Annotated in this window: 15 protein-coding genes; 10 read left to right on the top strand and 5 right to left on the bottom strand. The window is 68.4% G+C overall.

The genetic code is table 11. The features are described 5' to 3' along the window. The first annotated feature begins 127 nt into the window (after positions 1-127). Positions 128-2,224 (top strand): amylo-alpha-1,6-glucosidase, encoded by a 2,097-nt coding sequence (locus D2K64_RS13380; protein WP_202910663.1) that lies wholly within the window; start codon positions 128-130, stop codon positions 2,222-2,224. 3 nt (positions 2,225-2,227) lie between these two features. On the opposite strand, the gene D2K64_RS13385 is transcribed toward D2K64_RS13380, so the two are convergent. From D2K64_RS13385 to D2K64_RS13395, 3 genes are all read right to left on the bottom strand, one after another. Next, positions 2,228-2,740: a cupin domain-containing protein gene (locus D2K64_RS13385; RefSeq protein ID WP_202910664.1), complete on the bottom strand. Its 513-nt coding sequence runs from the start codon at positions 2,738-2,740 to the stop codon at positions 2,228-2,230. A gap of 89 nt (positions 2,741-2,829) precedes the next feature. Beyond that, on the bottom strand, positions 2,830-3,288 hold the full coding sequence (locus tag D2K64_RS13390; protein WP_120008869.1) for a hypothetical protein: 459 nt from the start codon (positions 3,286-3,288) through the stop codon (positions 2,830-2,832). Continuing rightward, on the bottom strand, positions 3,285-4,007 hold the full coding sequence (locus D2K64_RS13395) for a DUF7168 domain-containing protein (protein ID WP_120008870.1): 723 nt from the start codon (positions 4,005-4,007) through the stop codon (positions 3,285-3,287). Before D2K64_RS13395 ends, D2K64_RS13390 begins: the two co-directional genes overlap by 4 nt. A gap of 61 nt (positions 4,008-4,068) precedes the next feature. Here D2K64_RS13395 and D2K64_RS13400 point away from each other — a divergent pair, with 61 nt between their 5' ends. Beyond that, a complete protein-coding gene (locus D2K64_RS13400) occupies positions 4,069-5,337 on the top strand; it encodes an AAA family ATPase (RefSeq protein ID WP_238384173.1) in 1,269 nt (422 codons plus the stop codon). Beyond that, positions 5,334-6,407: a ParB/RepB/Spo0J family partition protein gene (locus D2K64_RS13405; RefSeq protein ID WP_120008872.1), complete on the top strand. Its 1,074-nt coding sequence runs from the start codon at positions 5,334-5,336 to the stop codon at positions 6,405-6,407. The genes D2K64_RS13400 and D2K64_RS13405 overlap by 4 nt, the downstream gene beginning before the upstream one ends. A gap of 41 nt (positions 6,408-6,448) precedes the next feature. Here the strand turns inward: D2K64_RS13405 and D2K64_RS13410 are convergent, their stop codons facing one another. After that, positions 6,449-7,489: a replication protein RepA gene (locus tag D2K64_RS13410; RefSeq protein ID WP_120008873.1), complete on the bottom strand. Its 1,041-nt coding sequence runs from the start codon at positions 7,487-7,489 to the stop codon at positions 6,449-6,451. A 419-nt stretch (positions 7,490-7,908) separates the two neighbouring features. Here D2K64_RS13410 and D2K64_RS13415 point away from each other — a divergent pair, with 419 nt between their 5' ends. The 3 genes from D2K64_RS13415 to rpoD all read left to right on the top strand — a co-directional run bounded on the left by D2K64_RS13415 (position 7,909) and on the right by rpoD (position 10,668). After that, complete coding sequence (locus D2K64_RS13415) at positions 7,909-8,178, top strand: CopG family ribbon-helix-helix protein (RefSeq protein WP_120008874.1); 270 nt, start codon at positions 7,909-7,911, stop codon at positions 8,176-8,178. 9 nt (positions 8,179-8,187) lie between these two features. Beyond that, positions 8,188-8,508, top strand: coding sequence for a type II toxin-antitoxin system RelE/ParE family toxin (locus tag D2K64_RS13420; RefSeq protein WP_120008875.1), 321 nt, complete (start codon positions 8,188-8,190; stop codon positions 8,506-8,508). Between the two features lie 327 nt (positions 8,509-8,835). Then, a complete protein-coding gene (gene rpoD / locus D2K64_RS13425; RefSeq protein ID WP_120008876.1) occupies positions 8,836-10,668 on the top strand; it encodes an RNA polymerase sigma factor RpoD in 1,833 nt (610 codons plus the stop codon). A gap of 39 nt (positions 10,669-10,707) precedes the next feature. Here the strand turns inward: rpoD and D2K64_RS13430 are convergent, their stop codons facing one another. Then, positions 10,708-11,460 carry a 2-keto-4-pentenoate hydratase gene (locus D2K64_RS13430; RefSeq protein ID WP_120008877.1) on the bottom strand — a complete coding sequence of 251 codons (753 nt, stop codon included), beginning with the start codon at positions 11,458-11,460 and terminating at the stop codon, positions 10,708-10,710. Between the two features lie 103 nt (positions 11,461-11,563). Here D2K64_RS13430 and D2K64_RS13435 point away from each other — a divergent pair, with 103 nt between their 5' ends. Genes D2K64_RS13435 through D2K64_RS13450 form a run of 4 tightly spaced genes read left to right on the top strand, consistent with a single transcriptional unit; the run spans position 11,564 to position 15,780 of the window. Then, entirely contained in the window at positions 11,564-12,115 is a 552-nt protein-coding gene (locus tag D2K64_RS13435; protein ID WP_238384174.1) for a chemotaxis protein CheW, read from the top strand. Beyond that, complete coding sequence (locus D2K64_RS13440) at positions 12,115-13,557, top strand: CheR family methyltransferase (protein ID WP_120008878.1); 1,443 nt, start codon at positions 12,115-12,117, stop codon at positions 13,555-13,557. Before D2K64_RS13435 ends, D2K64_RS13440 begins: the two co-directional genes overlap by 1 nt. After that, on the top strand, positions 13,557-14,108 hold the full coding sequence (locus D2K64_RS13445) for a chemotaxis protein CheW (protein WP_157985836.1): 552 nt from the start codon (positions 13,557-13,559) through the stop codon (positions 14,106-14,108). The genes D2K64_RS13440 and D2K64_RS13445 overlap by 1 nt, the downstream gene beginning before the upstream one ends. A 4-nt stretch (positions 14,109-14,112) precedes the next feature. Further along, entirely contained in the window at positions 14,113-15,780 is a 1,668-nt protein-coding gene (locus D2K64_RS13450) for a methyl-accepting chemotaxis protein (RefSeq protein WP_202910665.1), read from the top strand. Positions 15,781-15,787 lie beyond the last annotated feature (7 nt).

Here is a 15,787-nt window from a genome sequence, read left to right on the forward strand (position 1 = left end):
GCCTCCAGCGGAGCGGCCCCGGCATGCGCCATTTCCTGCCCTTTTCTAACAGGTCTTCCCGATGATGGATGGTCCAGCGGGCCTGATTGCGACCGAGGATGCCACGGAACCCCAGGACAGCCGCGCCATGACGCTCAAGCATGGCGACAGCTTCGCCGTGTTCGGTGCGGATGGCGAGTTGAGCGGTGGATCGCAAGGCCTCTTCCACCGCGACACCCGGCACCTGTCATTTCTGTGCCTGCGCCTCAACGGGCTCCGGCCGCAGCAACTCAGCGCCGGCCTGCAATCCGATAACTCGGCACTGACGGCAGACCTGACCAATCCGGCGCTGCCCGATAACGGATTCGGCGCTCCCCTGCTGCGCGGCCAGCTGCATCTGCGGCGGACGCGTTTCCTGTGGAACGGCACCTGGCATGAAAGGCTGGCCATCCGCAATTTCTCGGGTGCCGCTTGCCGATTCCGCCTGGAATTCCATTTCGCCGCCGACTTCGCGGATCTGTTCGAAGTGCGCGGTCGCCGCCGACCGGCCCATGGCGAACATCATCGCCCCGGCCTTATCGGCAACGGCGTGTGCCTGTCGTATACAGGTCTTGACGGCACCGACCGGCGGACGGCCCTGTGCTTCGATCCGGCGCCGCGGCTGCTCGAGGCTCAACGCGCGGTCCACGACATCACCCTGCCAGCCAATGGCCGCACCACCCTCTTCCTGTCGGTGCGCTGCGGTGACGGAACGGCGCTGCCGCCGCGGCATGGTTTCGGCGCGGCCCTACATCAGTCCCGCGCCGCACGCCATGCCGCGCGGGCGCGGGTGGCGCGGGTGGACAGCAATGATCCGCTGCTCGACGCGGTTCTGCACCGCTCCACCGCCGATCTGGCGATGCTGGTCACCGATACGCCGCACGGACCTTACCCCTATGCCGGCACGCCCTGGTACAGCACGCCATTCGGCCGCGACGCCTTGATCACGGCATGGCAGACCTTGTGGCTCGACCCCGCCCTCGCCCACGGCGTGCTGCACTTCCTGGCGGCCCACCAGGCGCAGGAGGTCAATCCGGAGAACGATGCCGAACCCGGCAAGATCCTGCACGAGATGCGCCAAGGCGAGATGGCGCTGCTCGGCGAGGTGCCGTTCCGGCACTATTACGGCAGTGTCGACTCCACGCCGTTGTTCATCATGCTGGCCGGGGCCTACCTGGATCGTACCGGCGACGTCGCGACGCTGCGGAAGTTGTGGCCGAATATCGAGGCCGCGCTCGGCTGGATCGAACAGCATGGCGACTCAGACGGCGACGGCTTCGTCGAGTATCTCCGCAAGACGCCGAACGGCTTGATCAATCAGGGTTGGAAGGACAGCCATGACGCGATCTTCCACGCCGACGGCACCATGGCGGAGGGACCGATCGCGCTCGTAGAGCTGCAGGCCTACGCCTACGCGGCGTGGCGGGCCGGGGCGCGCATCGCGCAGGCCGTGGATCGTCCGGACCGCGCCGCCCAATTGGACGCCTGCGCTGTGGCGCTGCGCGACCGCTTCGACGCAGCCTTCTGGGATGAGGAACTGAACAGCTACGTGTTGGCCCTCGACGGGCAGAAGCAGCCCTGCCGGGTGCACAGCTCCAATGCCGGCCACGCTCTCTTCGGCGGCATCGCCAGCCGCGAGCGCGCTGGCCGGATGACCGAGGCGCTGCTGGAGCCGGCCTCCTTCTGCGGCTGGGGCATCCGCACCGTTGCATCGGATGCGGCGCGCTTCAACCCGATGAGCTATCACAACGGCTCCGTCTGGCCGCACGATAACGCCCTGATCGCGGAGGGCTTCGCGCGATACGGGCACCGCCAAGCCGCCATGCAGGTGTTCCAGGTCCTGCTGCAGGCGGCGAGCCACGATCCCGCGCACCGGCTGCCGGAGCTGTTCTGCGGCTTCCGGCGGCGCCAGGGGGAAGGCCCGACTCTTTACCCGGTCGCCTGCTCTCCGCAGGCGTGGGCCGCCAGCACCCCGATCGCCCTGCTGGGCGTCTGTCTCGGCCTTCGCTTCGAGGCGCATCGCAACACCATCGTGCTGGACGCGCCCATGCTGCCGCCATCAGTCGACCATCTGATGCTGCACAATCTGCGGCTCGGCGATGGTGGTGCCGATCTTCTGCTGCGCCGGGTGGGGACGGCGGTGCAACTGGAGGTGCTGCGCCGATCTGGCGGCGTGCAGGTGAGCCTGCGGCCGGCCACGGACTGAGGATCAGCCGGCGGCCGGGTCCTTGTGGATCGGATCCACCCAGGGCACGTCCTCCGGTCTTTCCACCGGCTCGATATCCAGGTTCACCACCACCGCCTCATTGTCGCTGCGCACCAGCACGCATTCCAACGTCTCGTCGGAGGAAGCGTTGATCTCCTGGTGCGGCACGTAGGGCGGCACATAGATGAAATCGCCCGGACCAGCCTCGGCGGTGAACTCGAGCTTCTCGCCCCAGCGCATGCGCGCCCTGCCCTTGATCACGTAGATCACGCTCTCCAGCGCGCCATGGTGGTGCGCGCCCGTCTTGGCATTAGCATGGATGTGAACTGTGCCAGCCCAGATCTTCTGCGCCCCCACCCGGGCCAGATTGATGGCTGCGGCGCGGTTCATGCCCTGGGTCTGCGCCGTCCCCGTGTCGAAGCTGCCGGCCGGAACCACGCGCACCCCGCTGTGCTTCCAGCCATCCTGCGGCGCCGGCGGCGGCATATCGTGGTGCTCGTGCCCGTCATGCGGCATGGCCTGCTCTCCTCTCATGATTGTCGCAGCGACTGTGTGGGGTACCCTCCGCCGCGGTCAAGCACCGCGAACCGATGAGCTGGCAAGGTTCACAAACTGTCTGGCCACGGCGCCGCGGGATCCAGAAAGACAGGACGCGCCGATTGTTCGACGGCGATTCCCGCCTGTTTCAGCGACAGCATCAGCTCATGAGCCGGGATGCGAAGGTACCGGGTGAGTAATTGTGCATAGAGGCCTACGAAGATGGCACCGTGGCCATCGGACCACCCCTCGGCGGTGCTGCTCAGCGCATGCGCCAATTCGTGCAGCACCACCCAGGATGGTGCCGTGCCACTCACCCGGATGCAAAGGCGCGAGCCATCGGCAAGCCTGCGGCGCGCCTGGAGCGGCAGGGGCTCCACGCAGGGCGGGTGCCGCAAGCCAAGTTCGCTCCAGATGGCCTCCACCATGCCGGCGACGATGGCCGCAGGGAGTTGGGTGGCGTCGCGCGGCGCAACCACCCGGTCCTCCCAGCGATAGACCCTTTGCCGTTGCCGATCCGGCGTCACCGGATGCGATCCCGATCCTGTCGGCGCAGCGGCCGGTTCAGGTTGATGCCCTCACCCGCGGCGTATCCTTGGTGGTAAGCGTCATCCGCCCGCACCATTCCGCGTCTCGTGCTTACCAAGCGAACGGCCGTGGCGCGGAAAGCGGCCTCCACCGCCTGATCCTTCACAAGGATCAGGGCTCCGCCCCGCGCATGCTGCTGCCGAAACTCCGTGTGGCGCATCTGGCGCAGGGCTTCCAGGCGCTCCGCCAGCCTCGCGGCCATGCCGGTCTGGTAGCGGCGCTGTGCCGAGACCAGGGCGCCGCCTTTTAATTCAGGCCGAGCGGCTCTGAAGTCCTTGGTTGCGCCCTGGATCCCACGGAGGATGATCTCGTAGAGGTAGGCGACCAGTTCAACATCCTCGGCCATGCCGAAGAAGATGTAGGCAGCGGCGCCCTGCTGCCGGTCGATCCAGACCTTGCAGTCGCAGAACCGGGCCAGTGCTGGGACGCAGCCATCCACCGGCCGCCGTCGGGTGGTGGGCCAGGCGATCCTGCGCTGCACGCAGGCGCTCTCGCGCAAGGTCACCTCGTCCATAGTCAGGGCAAACTGGTGCAGCAGGCGCCCCACCATCTCCGCCGCGGCCAACGCCTCGGCCTCCGTGCATCCGTTCTCGACGGTGCGGGCGACCAGCAGACGGATTCTTGCTTTGACCCGTTCACGTTCCGCCATCTGGGTCATGGGCGACGCGCCTGATTGGATGCATCCAATTCTATCTTCACTTGGATGCATCCAATCGAGGTTGACGAACTGGGAACTTCTGCGCGAAGGAACCAGAAGCGTGGAAAATTGTCATTCGATCCCCGGCAGGAGCAGCATGAGCACACATCGCCTTTTTCGCCATGTGGCCGATGTGCTGCAAGCGGCACAACGCACCGCCATCGAGGTCGAGAACGCTCCGGATAAGCGCAAGAGGCTGCGGCAATTTTCGGTCCAAGAAGCTGCCACCCTGATGAACCTTTCGCCGCGCCAGTTGCGCCAGGTTGCCGGGCTGGCGGGCACCGGCACGGGCATTGCACCAAGGGCCCGCATCAGCTTTGAGGAAGTGCTTGCCGCGCGCGAGGCGGCGGCCCGGATGCTGAAACGGCCTGAAGCCTGGCCGCGCCGGCAGGGTGGTGAGGGCTTGGCTTCCATCGTCTTCACTAATTTCAAAGGCGGCTCGGCCAAGACCACGAGCAGCGTCCACTTCGCGCAATACCTCGCGCTGGCCGGATACCGGGTCCTGTTCATCGATCTCGACAGCCAGGGCAGCGCCACGGCGCAGTTCGGACTCGACCCGGTGCATGAGATCGGCACCGAGGATTGCTTCACGGCTTGGCTCCAACGGCCGCAAGACGGGTCCAGGGATGTGGCGGGCCGGTTGTGCCAGAAGACCTACTGGCCCGGCATTGATCTGGTTCCCGCCGGACCGAGCCTGGCGGATGCTGAGGAAATCCTAGCCCGCCGCGCGGAAGGCGGTCGGGCAGAGACCACGCTGTACTTCGATGAACTCTCCGCACTGCAAGCCCAATTGCAGCATTGCTATGACGTCGTGGTGGTCGATACCCGGCCCGACGTGAACATGTTGATGACCACCGCCCTGCACGCCGCGACGGGCGTGGTGATCCCGACCCGGGCCACCATGACCGATCTGGCGTCCACCGGAGCCTTCTTCTCGCATCTGGCGGGATACACCGCGGATTTCGAGGCGGCCTTCGGACAGAGCATCGGGTTCGGCTTCAGCCGCATCCTGTTGACCGATTTCGATCCGGCCGACCGAAGCCAGGAGGCGCTCGCGGCGCTGCTGCGCGAGCGCTTCGGCGATATGGTGCTGCCCGGAGCCTTCCTGCATTCCCGGATCGTGGGCACCGCCGGCTTCGGCAAGGAAACACTTTATGAATATGAGCCGAGCACTGACCGCGCCGCTTACAACCGGGTGCTGGCCAGCGTGAACGCGGTTAACCGGGCGCTGGAGGAGCAGATGCGGATGGCCTGGGGACGGATTGCGGCGTCCGGGGACAGCCGGCCATGACCCGCCGTAACTCCCGCTTTGGCGCCCTGGCCGAGGCGGTCCGCAGCAGCACCGCGCAACTGCCCGAGGCCGCGGCGCAGGAGGCCACGCCACACCGCCCCAGCATGGCCCTGGGTCTGGCTTCGGAAGGATTGAAGGAGCGGATCGCGCGGCTCGAGGCTGAACTCGCGCAGGCAGGATCGACCAACACGGCGCTGCAATCGGAATTGTCTCGGATCCGCGGCGTTGCCGGTGCGGCGGGCGACACAGTCGAGGAATTCTTGTTTCTGGAACCGGCCTTGGTAATCGACACTCTGCCGCGGGACCGCCTGCCGGCCGCCTTCGAGGGCCCGGAGTTCACCGCCTTGCTGGATGATATCCGGGCGAATGGCCAGAACGACGCCATCACCGTGCGGCAGCATGGCGACCGCTACGAGATCGCCGCGGGGCGCAGGCGCCTGGAAGCCTGTCGGCGCCTTGGTCTTCCGGTGCTGGCGCGCCGACGTGAGTTGGACGAAGCGGCGATGCTGCGCGTGCAGTTTTCAGAAAATGAGCGCCGTGAGGATATCTCGGCCCTGGAACGGGCGCGTTGGTTTGCCGAGGTGCGGAGCCGAATGACGCTGCAGGGCCGAGATCTGGCGGCGCAGTTCGGCCTCGACCCGTCCACCTTCAGCCTCTATCTGCGTCTGGCACGGTTTCCGCCCGAGATCACCGACCGGCTGCGCTCTCCGCGCAAGCTGGCGATGCTGCGGGCGCGTCGCGTGATGGAGGCCGTGGAGGCCGATCCGGAAGCGCTGCCGCGCATCCTGAATGCGCTGGATGCTCAGCGCGAGGCCCTCGGCGCTGATCAGGGCAAGCTCGATCCGGAGGAGCAGATCGCCGTGCTGATGCGCGCGGCCGAGGGGAGGGGCCCTGCGCCTGCCGGGCAGGCGGCGCGGCCGGAGCGGCGCCACATTGTTCATCAGGGACAGCGCATCGGCACGCTGACGCGGAACGGGGGACAATGGGTGTTCCGTTTCGCCACCACGTTGTCTGACAGTACAGTGCAGCGCTTGGCGGATCAGTTGCCGACCCTGCTGTTAAAGGAATGAGCCGGTGAAGTGCGAACCTTGGAAGCCGCTCCGCCGGCCCCTCAGCTGTTGATCGGCGGCGGGGAGGGTTCCAGCAGCAGCCCGCGATCGGTGACCCGCACCCGGGCGTTCTTGTAGGCCGACAAGGCGAGGTGCAGGGGCGCCTCGAACTGCGTTTTGAAGTTCTTCAGCGCGCCGACCCTTGATCCGAACTGCCGCCACAGCCTGTCCCAGCCAATCGGCGTTTCCTTGGGCAAGGAGTGGAGCCGGTAGGCGAGCCACAGATAGATGTCGATGGCCAAGGGGGAGGTGGTCAGGTCGCGCACCGCGGCGCGGTCCACCAGCACGGGATGCCGCCGTAACTCATTGAAGAAGGCTTCCGAGAGCATCACCCGCTCTACCAGCCGCGCGGTGCGCTTGGAGCGCGGGTCGCGCTCGCCCACATAGCTGAAGGCGTCGACCAGCCTCTGGTTAACGATCACGCCCTTCTTGTCGTTTCCGAAGCTGAAATCCACGGTGCAGGTGGCGAGCCGTTCCAGCTGGTCGGCCACTTTGCCGTTGCTGGGACCGCCGCGATTGATGCCGAGGCGGGCCACCACCGCGCTGGCGGAACGACCCATGTGGATCTCTCGGCTGCCGCGCTCCAGCGCCTCGGTCTGCCAGTCGATCATCAGCAGGCGGGCATAGCTGCCGAACGGCGTGCCGATATATTCCTGGCTGTTGTCGTCGCACAGGCGGACGCCGGGGCGCACGAGCAGTCGCGCGTAATCGGTCTCGATCAGCCAGTTCTGGTCCTTCGGCTGGTCGCGGTGCGGCAGGCCAGCGAGGCACCAGGCGGAATAGCTGTAGCCGATCTCGCTGTTACCCTCGAACTCGCGCACAATGGCCGAGGACGCCGTGTCCGCGATCTGGCGGCCCATGCGCCCGGCCAGAACCTTGGGCAGGCTCGGCGCCCTGCCGTCGAGCACGGCCATCTGGGCTGCCTGCACGGCACCTCTCGCGCCGCGGGCTTCCACCACCTCATGGACCGTGGCTGCCGGCGGAAAAAGATCGCCCTGTTCCTGAGCCTCGTGGGTGACGGATTTCGCGTTCGCCTCGACCATGCGGCGCACCCTGCACGGCGTCGGCTGCTCCGTCGATGCGAACCTTGCCAGCCCTGCTGTGAACCTTGCCATCACTCCGCAATGCTTCAGGTTGAAGGAAGGATTGTATTGTAGAGGGCTGGCAAGGTTCCCGTGGACAACTGCGTATCTTGCTGGAAATGAACAATCTTTCGGCGAAGGGTGTTGCTGCCAGGGTTCACACCTTGGGGCCTGATCTCCATCGAACTATGGCTGGCAAGGGTCACATCCGCTCCGTGACGCCGCCGGAATGGGGCTGGCAAGGTTCACGAATCGGCCGGTCCCCGATTGCTGCCCAGCGGATACTGGCTGGCAAGGTTCACAGGTGGCGTTAAGGCTTTCGGTTGTGTCCGACCTGGGCTGCGGTATAGAAAAGTATCACCTTTGACCGGAGCACCGATATGTCGGGCAGCTTGGCCTTGAAGCTGGACGAGGACACCCGGCGCCGGCTCCAGGCGCTTGGCGAGAAGCGCGATCGTTCACCGCACTGGCTGATGAAGCGAGCCGTAATGGAGTTCCTGGAGCGCGAGGAAGCACTGGAACAGGAACAACAGGAGGATCTCGCCCGGTGGGAACGCTTCTGCCTGACCGGGGAAGCGCTGCCACAGGCAAGCGTTGCGGAGTGGCTGGACGGCTTCGGGCAGGCGGCCACGCCGTTTTCGCGCCGCTAGCGCTCCGGCATGGCCAGCCTGTTCTGGCTGCCCGAAGCGGTCGCCGATCTGGAGCGGTTGTTGCTGTTCCTGCACGGGCACAATCCCGAAGCAGCGGGGCGCGCCGCCCGGGCGATCGCCCGCGGCGCCGATCGGCTGGCCGTCAATGCCGCGCTGGGCCGTCCCCTGGCCGATGGCACGGAGCGCCGCGAATTGCTGGTGCCCTTCGCCAGCGGCGCCTATGTCCTGCGCTACCGCCGCGATGGAGGCCGGGACGCCGTGGTCGTGATCCGCGTGTGGCACAGCCGCGAGGAACGACGCCCGGATCAGCGGCGCAATGACCAATTGTGACCGGCTGCTTACGGTTTTTCATGCCGCAGGCCATCTTCTGTGATGCAAAACGACCCCGCCTTCTGGCATATGGCGTCCCTTCCCGACCGGGAGTGACGCTTTGGCAAAGCTGGCATGACACAAAGGATGGTGGCTCAGGGGTGTTTCCGGTCGTTTGACATTCCTAAATAACGCGTTGCCACGCGAGGTGGCACCCAATCCCGCTGCGCATCCCAGCCCGCGCGTCATTCCAGACGCGGCGGGCCGGTCTGTGTCGAAGGCGGAGCGGGCCAGGGTTCCGGGACCGACCTGGTCCCCCAGAAGACGAAAGAAGCACGGGTGAATCGCATGGACGGGATGTTTAACTACGGCGCGTCGGATCAGGGCGAGTCCGAGAACGGCGCGACGCTCAAGGCTCGCGTGGCGTTCGGTGGCATCCTGCGACGCGACGGACAGGAAAACAGCGACCGCATGGAACAGGACCTGTCCGCCGATCCCGACTGGCGCCCCGAATTTGCCGAGGGCTTCGTCGATCCCGACCAGGAGGAGCAGGCCGGCCCCGCCGCCGCCGAGCCCGAGGAAGAGCGCGACCCGGAGGAGGCCGAGGCTTCCACCGAGGAACAGGGCGAGGAGGGTGGCAACGTCAACGCGGCCGCCATGGCCCGTTCCGACGATCCCGTTCGCATGTTCCTGCGCGAGATGAGCGGCACCGACCTGCTGACCCGCGAGCAGGAGATCGCGCTCGCCCAGCGGATCGAGGCCGGGCGCGATGCGATGCTGGCCGGCCTGTGCGAAAGCCCGCTCTCCTTCAATCACCTGCGCAGCTGGCGGGCCGCCCTGGAACAGGGGCAGATGCCGCTGCGCGACGTGGTGGAGCTTGAGGCGATGGCGGCCGACGCCGCCAGCCCAGCGGCCGCCGCGCCCGAAACCGAGGAGGCGGAGGAAGGCGAGCCGGCGCCGCACGCCACCCTCGATGAGAAGATGAAGCCGGAGGTGCTGGCCGCCTTCACCGCCGCGATCGAGGCGCATGACGCGCTGCGCGGTCTGAGCCTCGGCAGCGAGGCGGCGCTGGCGCATCGGGCCGAGATGGTGGGCCTGTTCGGCGCGCTGCGGCTGCGTCCGGCACGGCTCGACATGCTGGTCGGGCAGATGCGGGACCTGAACCGCCGCCTGTTGAGCCTCGACGGTCGCGTGCTGCGCCTGGCCGTGGCGGCCCGCATGGACCGTGACCTGGTGCTGCGCCTGTGGGATGGCAGCGACAAGGGCATGCAGGCGCTGCTGGCCGCCGCTTCGGCGCAGAAGACCAGTTCCGCCCGCCGCGAGGCGGCCCTGGCCGAGCTGCGGGAAGGGCTTCCCCAACTTCGCGCCGCCATTGCCAGCCTGGAGCAGGAAGCCGGACTGCCGGCGGGCGAACTGCGCCGGGTCTGCGCCGAGGTCGGCCAGGGCGAGCGCGACATGCGCAAGGCGAAGGAGGAGCTGACGCGGGCCAATCTGCGCCTCGTCGTCCACATCGCCAAGCGCTACCGCAACCGCGGCCTGATGTTCGGCGACCTGATCCAGGAGGGCAACATCGGCCTGATGCGCGCGGTCGACAAGTTCGACTGGCGCCGCGGGTTCAAATTCGCCACCTACGCTACCTGGTGGGTGCGGCAGGCCATCACCCGGTCGCTCGCCGACCAGGCGCGCACCATCCGCGTGCCCGTCCACATGACGGAAACCGTGGGCAAGGTAGCGCGCATGAGCCGTCGCTTCGCGCAGAAGGCCGGCCGCGAGCCCACTCCTGAGGAGCTGGCGGGCGAACTCGGCATGTCGGTGGACAAGGTGCGCGCCGTGCAGCGCCTGGCGCGCGAGCCGGTGTCGCTGGAGAACCCGGTGGGCGAGGATGACGACGGCCGCCTCGGCGATTTCATCGAGGATGAGAATGCCGTGGTGCCGTTCGAGGCCGCCGCCCGCTCCTCGATGCGCGATGCCACCATGCGCATCCTGTCCGACCTGACGCCGCGCGAGGAGCGCATCCTGCGCATGCGCTTCGGCATCGGCGGCGAAAGCGACCACACGCTGGAGGAGGTCGGCAAGACCTTCAACGTGACGCGTGAGCGCATTCGCCAGATTGAAGCCAAGGCGTTGAAGAAGCTGCAGGTCTCCAAGCGTGGCAAGTCGCTGCGCTCCTTCCTGGCCTGACCGGCTCCGGGGCGGCGGCATCGCCGCCCCGGCAGTGCCTCACAGCACCGCCGTCTCGACCACGCCGACACCAGCGAACTCGGCCCGCACGCGGGTGCCGGGCGGCACGAACAGCATGCCGGTGGTGCTGCCGGTGGTGATCACCATGCCGGCCTTCAGCCCGCCAAAGGCACGGGCTCTCGTGTTCGCCAGCCACTGGATCAGCCGGATCGGCTCGCCCGCCGAGTTGCCGCCGACGTGCTGCACGGTCACCGTGCCGTTGAAGCTCAGCGTCACCGGCAGGGTCGGCGGCTCGATGTGGCGCCACTCCGACAGGGCCGGGCCGATCACCAAGGCTCCGTGGCTACCCTGGTCCGCCGCATGGCTCAGCTTATCCGGCCCCATGGCCTTGAAGCGGCTGTCCACCAGCTCGATGGTCGGGTGCAGCGCGTCGATGGCGTCCAGCACCTCGTCGCGGGAATATGGAGCGTCGCGCGGCGGCAGGTTGGCGCGCAGGCGGTAGCCGATCTCGGCCTCGATGCCGGTCAGGTTGAAGGCGTCGGCCCGGAACGGGGTGGCGTCCCAACGCAAGGTGTCGGCATGCAGCGGTGCACCGCTGGGCTCCGCCTGCGGCGTGGCGGCACCCACCTTCCACCCGGCCACCGGCCCAAGTTCCGACGCCACCAGGGCCTGGATGGCGTAGACCTCGTCCAGGGTCTGCGGCCGCGCACCCTCAGGCAGGGCATCGAGCCATTGCCGCTCGCGGCGGGCTCGCAGCAGCGCATGGGCGGCAGCGGCGATATCGGTGGCCATGAAACGGTTCATCCCTGTAGTGATCGCAGCATCGTGCCGCTGCCGGTGGCCGTCGTCGAGGCGCCGTCTGGCTGGTTGTTCGCCGGGATGGTAACCACAAGCCGTGTTTCGCAGGAGCCACCCGCTGAATCCGGCCGCCGCTGTTTCCGCTTCCGCCGAAGCCTACCTGGTGCTGCAACTGGGCGCCCGCCGCTGCGCCCTGTCGTGCGCCGCCGTGCGGGAGATCCTGCCGCTGCCCCGGCTGTGGCGCCCGCCGGGCCTGCCTCGGCCCCTGGCCGGGTTCCTCAATCTCAGCGGCGAGGCGGTGCCGGTGCTGGATCTCGCCCGGCTGTTCGGCCTGTCCGCCGAGACGGCGGACGCGGAGGCCGCGTTGTACCGGCATGTGATCCTTGCCAGCCCGGGGCCACAAGGCGCGCTGCCGGGCCTGCTGGTGGACCGTGTGCTGGATCTGGTGCGTGTGCCGCCGGCCGGGCTTCGCCCGCTAGCCGGCGATGCCTCGCTGAATGGCTGCGCCGTGGCTGAGCTGCCGCTGGCCGACGGCTTCGCGCATCTTCTCGCCCCGGAACGGATCCTGCTGGCGCAGGAACAGGCGCGGCTGGCGACGCTGCGCGAGGCGGCGCAGACGCGGCTGCAGGAATGGGGCGAGCCGAGCTGATGCCAACGCCGCGCCGCCAGCCCGCCGCGCCGGAGCTGGCGTCGGATGCGGATTTCCCGGCCCTGAAGCAGCTTGTTATCCAGCAGACCGGTCATTTCTACTACAGCGACAAGGATCAGCTGTTGTGGGAAAGGCTGCTGCGGCGGTTCCGGCAGACCGGGTCGGCGAACAGCGCGGCCTATCTGCGGCGGCTCCAGGATCCGCAGGCCGGCGACGACGAATGGGCGGCCCTGGCCGCCGAGATCACCATCGGCGAGACCTTCTTCTTCCGCTACGCCGAGCAATTCGCCGCCCTGCGGCAGACCATCCTGCCGGACCTGCTGCGGCAGAACTGCGGACAGCGCAGCCTGCGCCTGTGGAGCGCAGGCTGCGCCAATGGCGCGGAACCCTATTCCCTGGCCATCCTGCTGCGCCAACTGCTGGGCGATGCGGTGCCGGAATGGCGGCTGAGCGTGCTCGGCACCGATCTGAACGAGGACGCCCTGCGCCAAGCCCGGCTCGGCCTGTCCAGCCGGTGGTCGCTGCGCGGCCAGCCGGTTGAGCAGCTGGAACAGGATTTCGAGCCCGCCGACCAGGGGCGCCGCTGGCTGCTGCGGCCGCAGCACCGCGCCCTGGTGCAGTTCCGCCGCCATAACCTGCTGAGCCTGCTCGACAACAGCGCGCCGCTGGAACTGAATGAGTTCGACCTGATCCTGTGCCGCAACGTCCTCATCTATTTCCATCCCGACACGGTACAGGCGCTGGTGCGGGCCATGGCCGCGCGGCTGCGGCCGGGTGGCTGGCTGTTGCTCGGCCATGCCGAGCCCAACCCATCCTTCGCGCACTTCCTTCAGGTCGTGGAACTGCCCGGCACCGTGGCGTATCGCCGCGCCCCGCTGCCCGACGTGACGTCACCGCCCGGCCCGCCGGCCGCGACAGCGACGGAAGCCCTGCCCGCCCTCACGCCCGCGCCGCCGGGGCCTCCGCCGCGGCGGCCCGCGCCGGCCCTGCTGCCGGTGCCGCCATCGGATGCAGCGTCAACGCTTCCCGCCTTGGCAGGCACGATGGCGGTGCAGGCGCGTGCCGCGGCCGATCGTGGCGATCTCGACACCGCAGCGCGGGCCTGCCGCGCCGCCCTGGACGCGGCGCCGACCGTCGCGGCGCTGCACCAGCTGGACGGGCTGGTGGCTCGGGCACAGGGCCGGGTGGATGATGCGGAGGCGGCGTTTCGCCGCGCCATCTACCTGAAGCGGGACTTCGCCATGGCCCATTACCAGCTGGGTCTGTTGTTGCTAGACGAAGGCCGGCGTGCCGAAGGGCGGCGCGCCCTGGCCGCCGCCGCGCGCCTGGTGACCGCATGGCCCGGCGGAACGCTTCTGGAAGAAGGGGATGGGATGACCGCGCGGCAATTGCACGCCGGGGTGCGGCTGCAGCTCGACGCGCTGGGGGATCGGGTGGGCTGATGCCGGACCGCGCTTCGCCCTACCATGTTCCTCCGGCCCGTGCCCGGCGCATCCTGGACCAGCGCACGGCGATGCTGGCGGCGCGCCGCGGCACCGCGCCCGAGCAAGCCTTGCTGCCGACGCTGATCTGTCGCCTGGACGAGGAATTCTGCGGCGTGCCGCTGCCCGGCGTCGCCCGGGTAGTGCCGGACGCCCCCTGCGCCGCACTGCCCGGCGCGCCGGCAGCGTTGCTCGGGCTGGTGGGCCTGCGCGGCCAGAGCTTCCTGCTGCTCGACCTAGCGCTGGCGCTGGGCCGGGCACGCCCGGTGCGGCCCGGCGGGCACTTGGTGGTGCTGCGCCACGCCGCGGCGCGCCTCGTACTGCGCGTCGATCGGGCCGAGGGCGTGAGGGCCCTGCAGCCCTTGCCGCCCGCGTCCGGTTCCCTGTCCGGCGCGATCTCCGGCCATGCCCTGCTGCCAGCCGGGCCGGCCTCGTCATCGCTGGTCGGGCTGATCGACATGGACCGTCTGCTGCAACCCTTTCTTCCCGTTGCCCACACCGCCGGAGCCTGATGCCTTGACGATCGCCAACCGCATTCTCCTCGGTTTCATGGCCATCACCCTGTTGCTGCTGGGGCTCGGCCTGTACGGCCTGAACCAGATCAGCGTCGTGACCGCGGCCACGGACATGATCATCACGCGCGACATCGCCGCCCTCCGGCAGCTTGCGCAGTTGCGCGACACTGAAGCAGCGATGCAGGACAGCCGGGGTCAGCATTTCTCGCGCTTTCTGCTGCGCAATCTCGGCCGCGGCGGCGGCGCCGACGATCTGGCCACGCAATGGTCGCGCGAGGCCGAGGCGGCGGAGCGGCTGATGCGCGAGATGCAGGCGGCGGCGGAGCAGAACCTCGCCACGGCCGTCTCGCCCGAGCGGCGCAGCACCTGGCAACGCGTCGGTCGCCTGCTGGTCGGAACCGGCACGCAGCTGCAGCGCATCCGCTCGCAAACCCGGCTGCAGCTGGAGGCGATCCGCAATGAGGATCTGGCCGCCGCCATCGCCACCGGGGATGCGGTGACCGCGGTGCGGGCCGAGTTCGACCAGTCCAGCGATGCGCTGCGGGACGCGTTGAACGACCTGCTCGCCGCCGGGCAGCAGCGCGGGCAGGAGGTTTACAAGGAAAGCCGCATGTCGGTCCTCGCCGTGCTGCTGGGCGCGCTGGCCCTGGGCATTGTCATCACCTTGCTAATCCGCCGCTCCATCACCGCGCCGCTGGCCACCTTCTCCGAGTTCGTCGGCCGCGTCGGCCGGGGCGACCTGAGCGGCCCGCCCGCCGCGACCGGCCGGGACGAGCTGGGCCAGCTCGGCGCCACGCTGAACGCCATGGTGGAGGGGCTGCGGCAACTGGCCCGGCAGAGCCGCGAGGCGACCGAGAACCTGAACGCCGCCGCTGCCGAGATCCGCGCCAGCACCCAGGAGCAGGCGGCTTCGGTCGAGGAACAGCTGGCGGCGGTGCAGGAAACCGCCGCCACCGTGGATGAGATCACCCATTCCGGCACGCAGATCGGCAAGCGGGCGCAGGAAGTGATCGCCTCCGCCCAGGCCACGGCGCAGACCTCCAATGCCGGCCTGAAGGCGGTGGACGAGACGGTGCACGCTATGGAGCAGATCCGGGAGCAGGGCGAGGCGGTGGCCGCCAACATTGTCGCGCTGTCGGAAAAGACCCAGGCGATCGGTGAGATCATCGCCTCGGTCAACGACATCTCGGAACGCTCGCACCTGCTGGCGCTGAACGCCGCCATCGAGGCAGCGGCGGCGGGCGAGCAGGGCCGGTCCTTCGCCGTGGTTGCCGCCGAGATGAAGACGCTGGCCGATCAGGCCAAGGATGCCACGGCGCAGGTGCGCTCGATCCTGGGCGACATCCAGCGCGGCATCAATTCCTCCGTGATGCTGACGGAGGAGGCGGTGAAGCGCGTCGCGGCCGGGCGGGAGCGGACCGACACCACCCACACGACCATCACCGAGATCACCGGGCGCATCCAGGACAGCGTGCACACCTTTCAGCAGATCGTTGCATCCACCAACCAGCAGCAGCTTGGCATCGAGCAGGTGATGAGCGCGCTGCAGAACATCCGCCAAGCCAGCCAGCAGACGGCGGTGGGCACGCGGCAGCTCGACACGGCGGCGGCCAACCTGTCGCTGCTGTCGCAGCAGCTGGTGACGCTCGCCGACCGCTACCGGATCTGAGGCGCCG

This window comes from Teichococcus vastitatis (assembly GCF_003604215.1).
Lineage (GTDB): Bacteria > Pseudomonadota > Alphaproteobacteria > Acetobacterales > Acetobacteraceae > Pseudoroseomonas > Pseudoroseomonas vastitatis.

Bases quoted from the DNA above. Each gene is read 5' to 3' on its own strand.
- D2K64_RS13380 (WP_202910663.1), top strand. From the start codon at position 128: ATGACGCTCAAGCATGGCGACAGCTTCGCCGTGTTCGGTGCGGATGGC.
- D2K64_RS13385 (WP_202910664.1), bottom strand. From the start codon at position 2,740: ATGCCGCATGACGGGCACGAGCACCACGATATGCCGCCGCCGGCGCCG.
- D2K64_RS13395 (WP_120008870.1), bottom strand. From the start codon at position 4,007: ATGACCCAGATGGCGGAACGTGAACGGGTCAAAGCAAGAATCCGTCTG.
- D2K64_RS13405 (WP_120008872.1), top strand. From the start codon at position 5,334: ATGACCCGCCGTAACTCCCGCTTTGGCGCCCTGGCCGAGGCGGTCCGC.
- D2K64_RS13410 (WP_120008873.1), bottom strand. From the start codon at position 7,489: ATGGTCGAGGCGAACGCGAAATCCGTCACCCACGAGGCTCAGGAACAG.
- D2K64_RS13415 (WP_120008874.1), top strand. From the start codon at position 7,909: ATGTCGGGCAGCTTGGCCTTGAAGCTGGACGAGGACACCCGGCGCCGG.
- D2K64_RS13420 (WP_120008875.1), top strand. From the start codon at position 8,188: ATGGCCAGCCTGTTCTGGCTGCCCGAAGCGGTCGCCGATCTGGAGCGG.
- rpoD (WP_120008876.1), top strand. From the start codon at position 8,836: ATGGACGGGATGTTTAACTACGGCGCGTCGGATCAGGGCGAGTCCGAG.
- D2K64_RS13430 (WP_120008877.1), bottom strand. From the start codon at position 11,460: ATGGCCACCGATATCGCCGCTGCCGCCCATGCGCTGCTGCGAGCCCGC.
- D2K64_RS13440 (WP_120008878.1), top strand. From the start codon at position 12,115: ATGCCAACGCCGCGCCGCCAGCCCGCCGCGCCGGAGCTGGCGTCGGAT.
- D2K64_RS13445 (WP_157985836.1), top strand. From the start codon at position 13,557: ATGCCGGACCGCGCTTCGCCCTACCATGTTCCTCCGGCCCGTGCCCGG.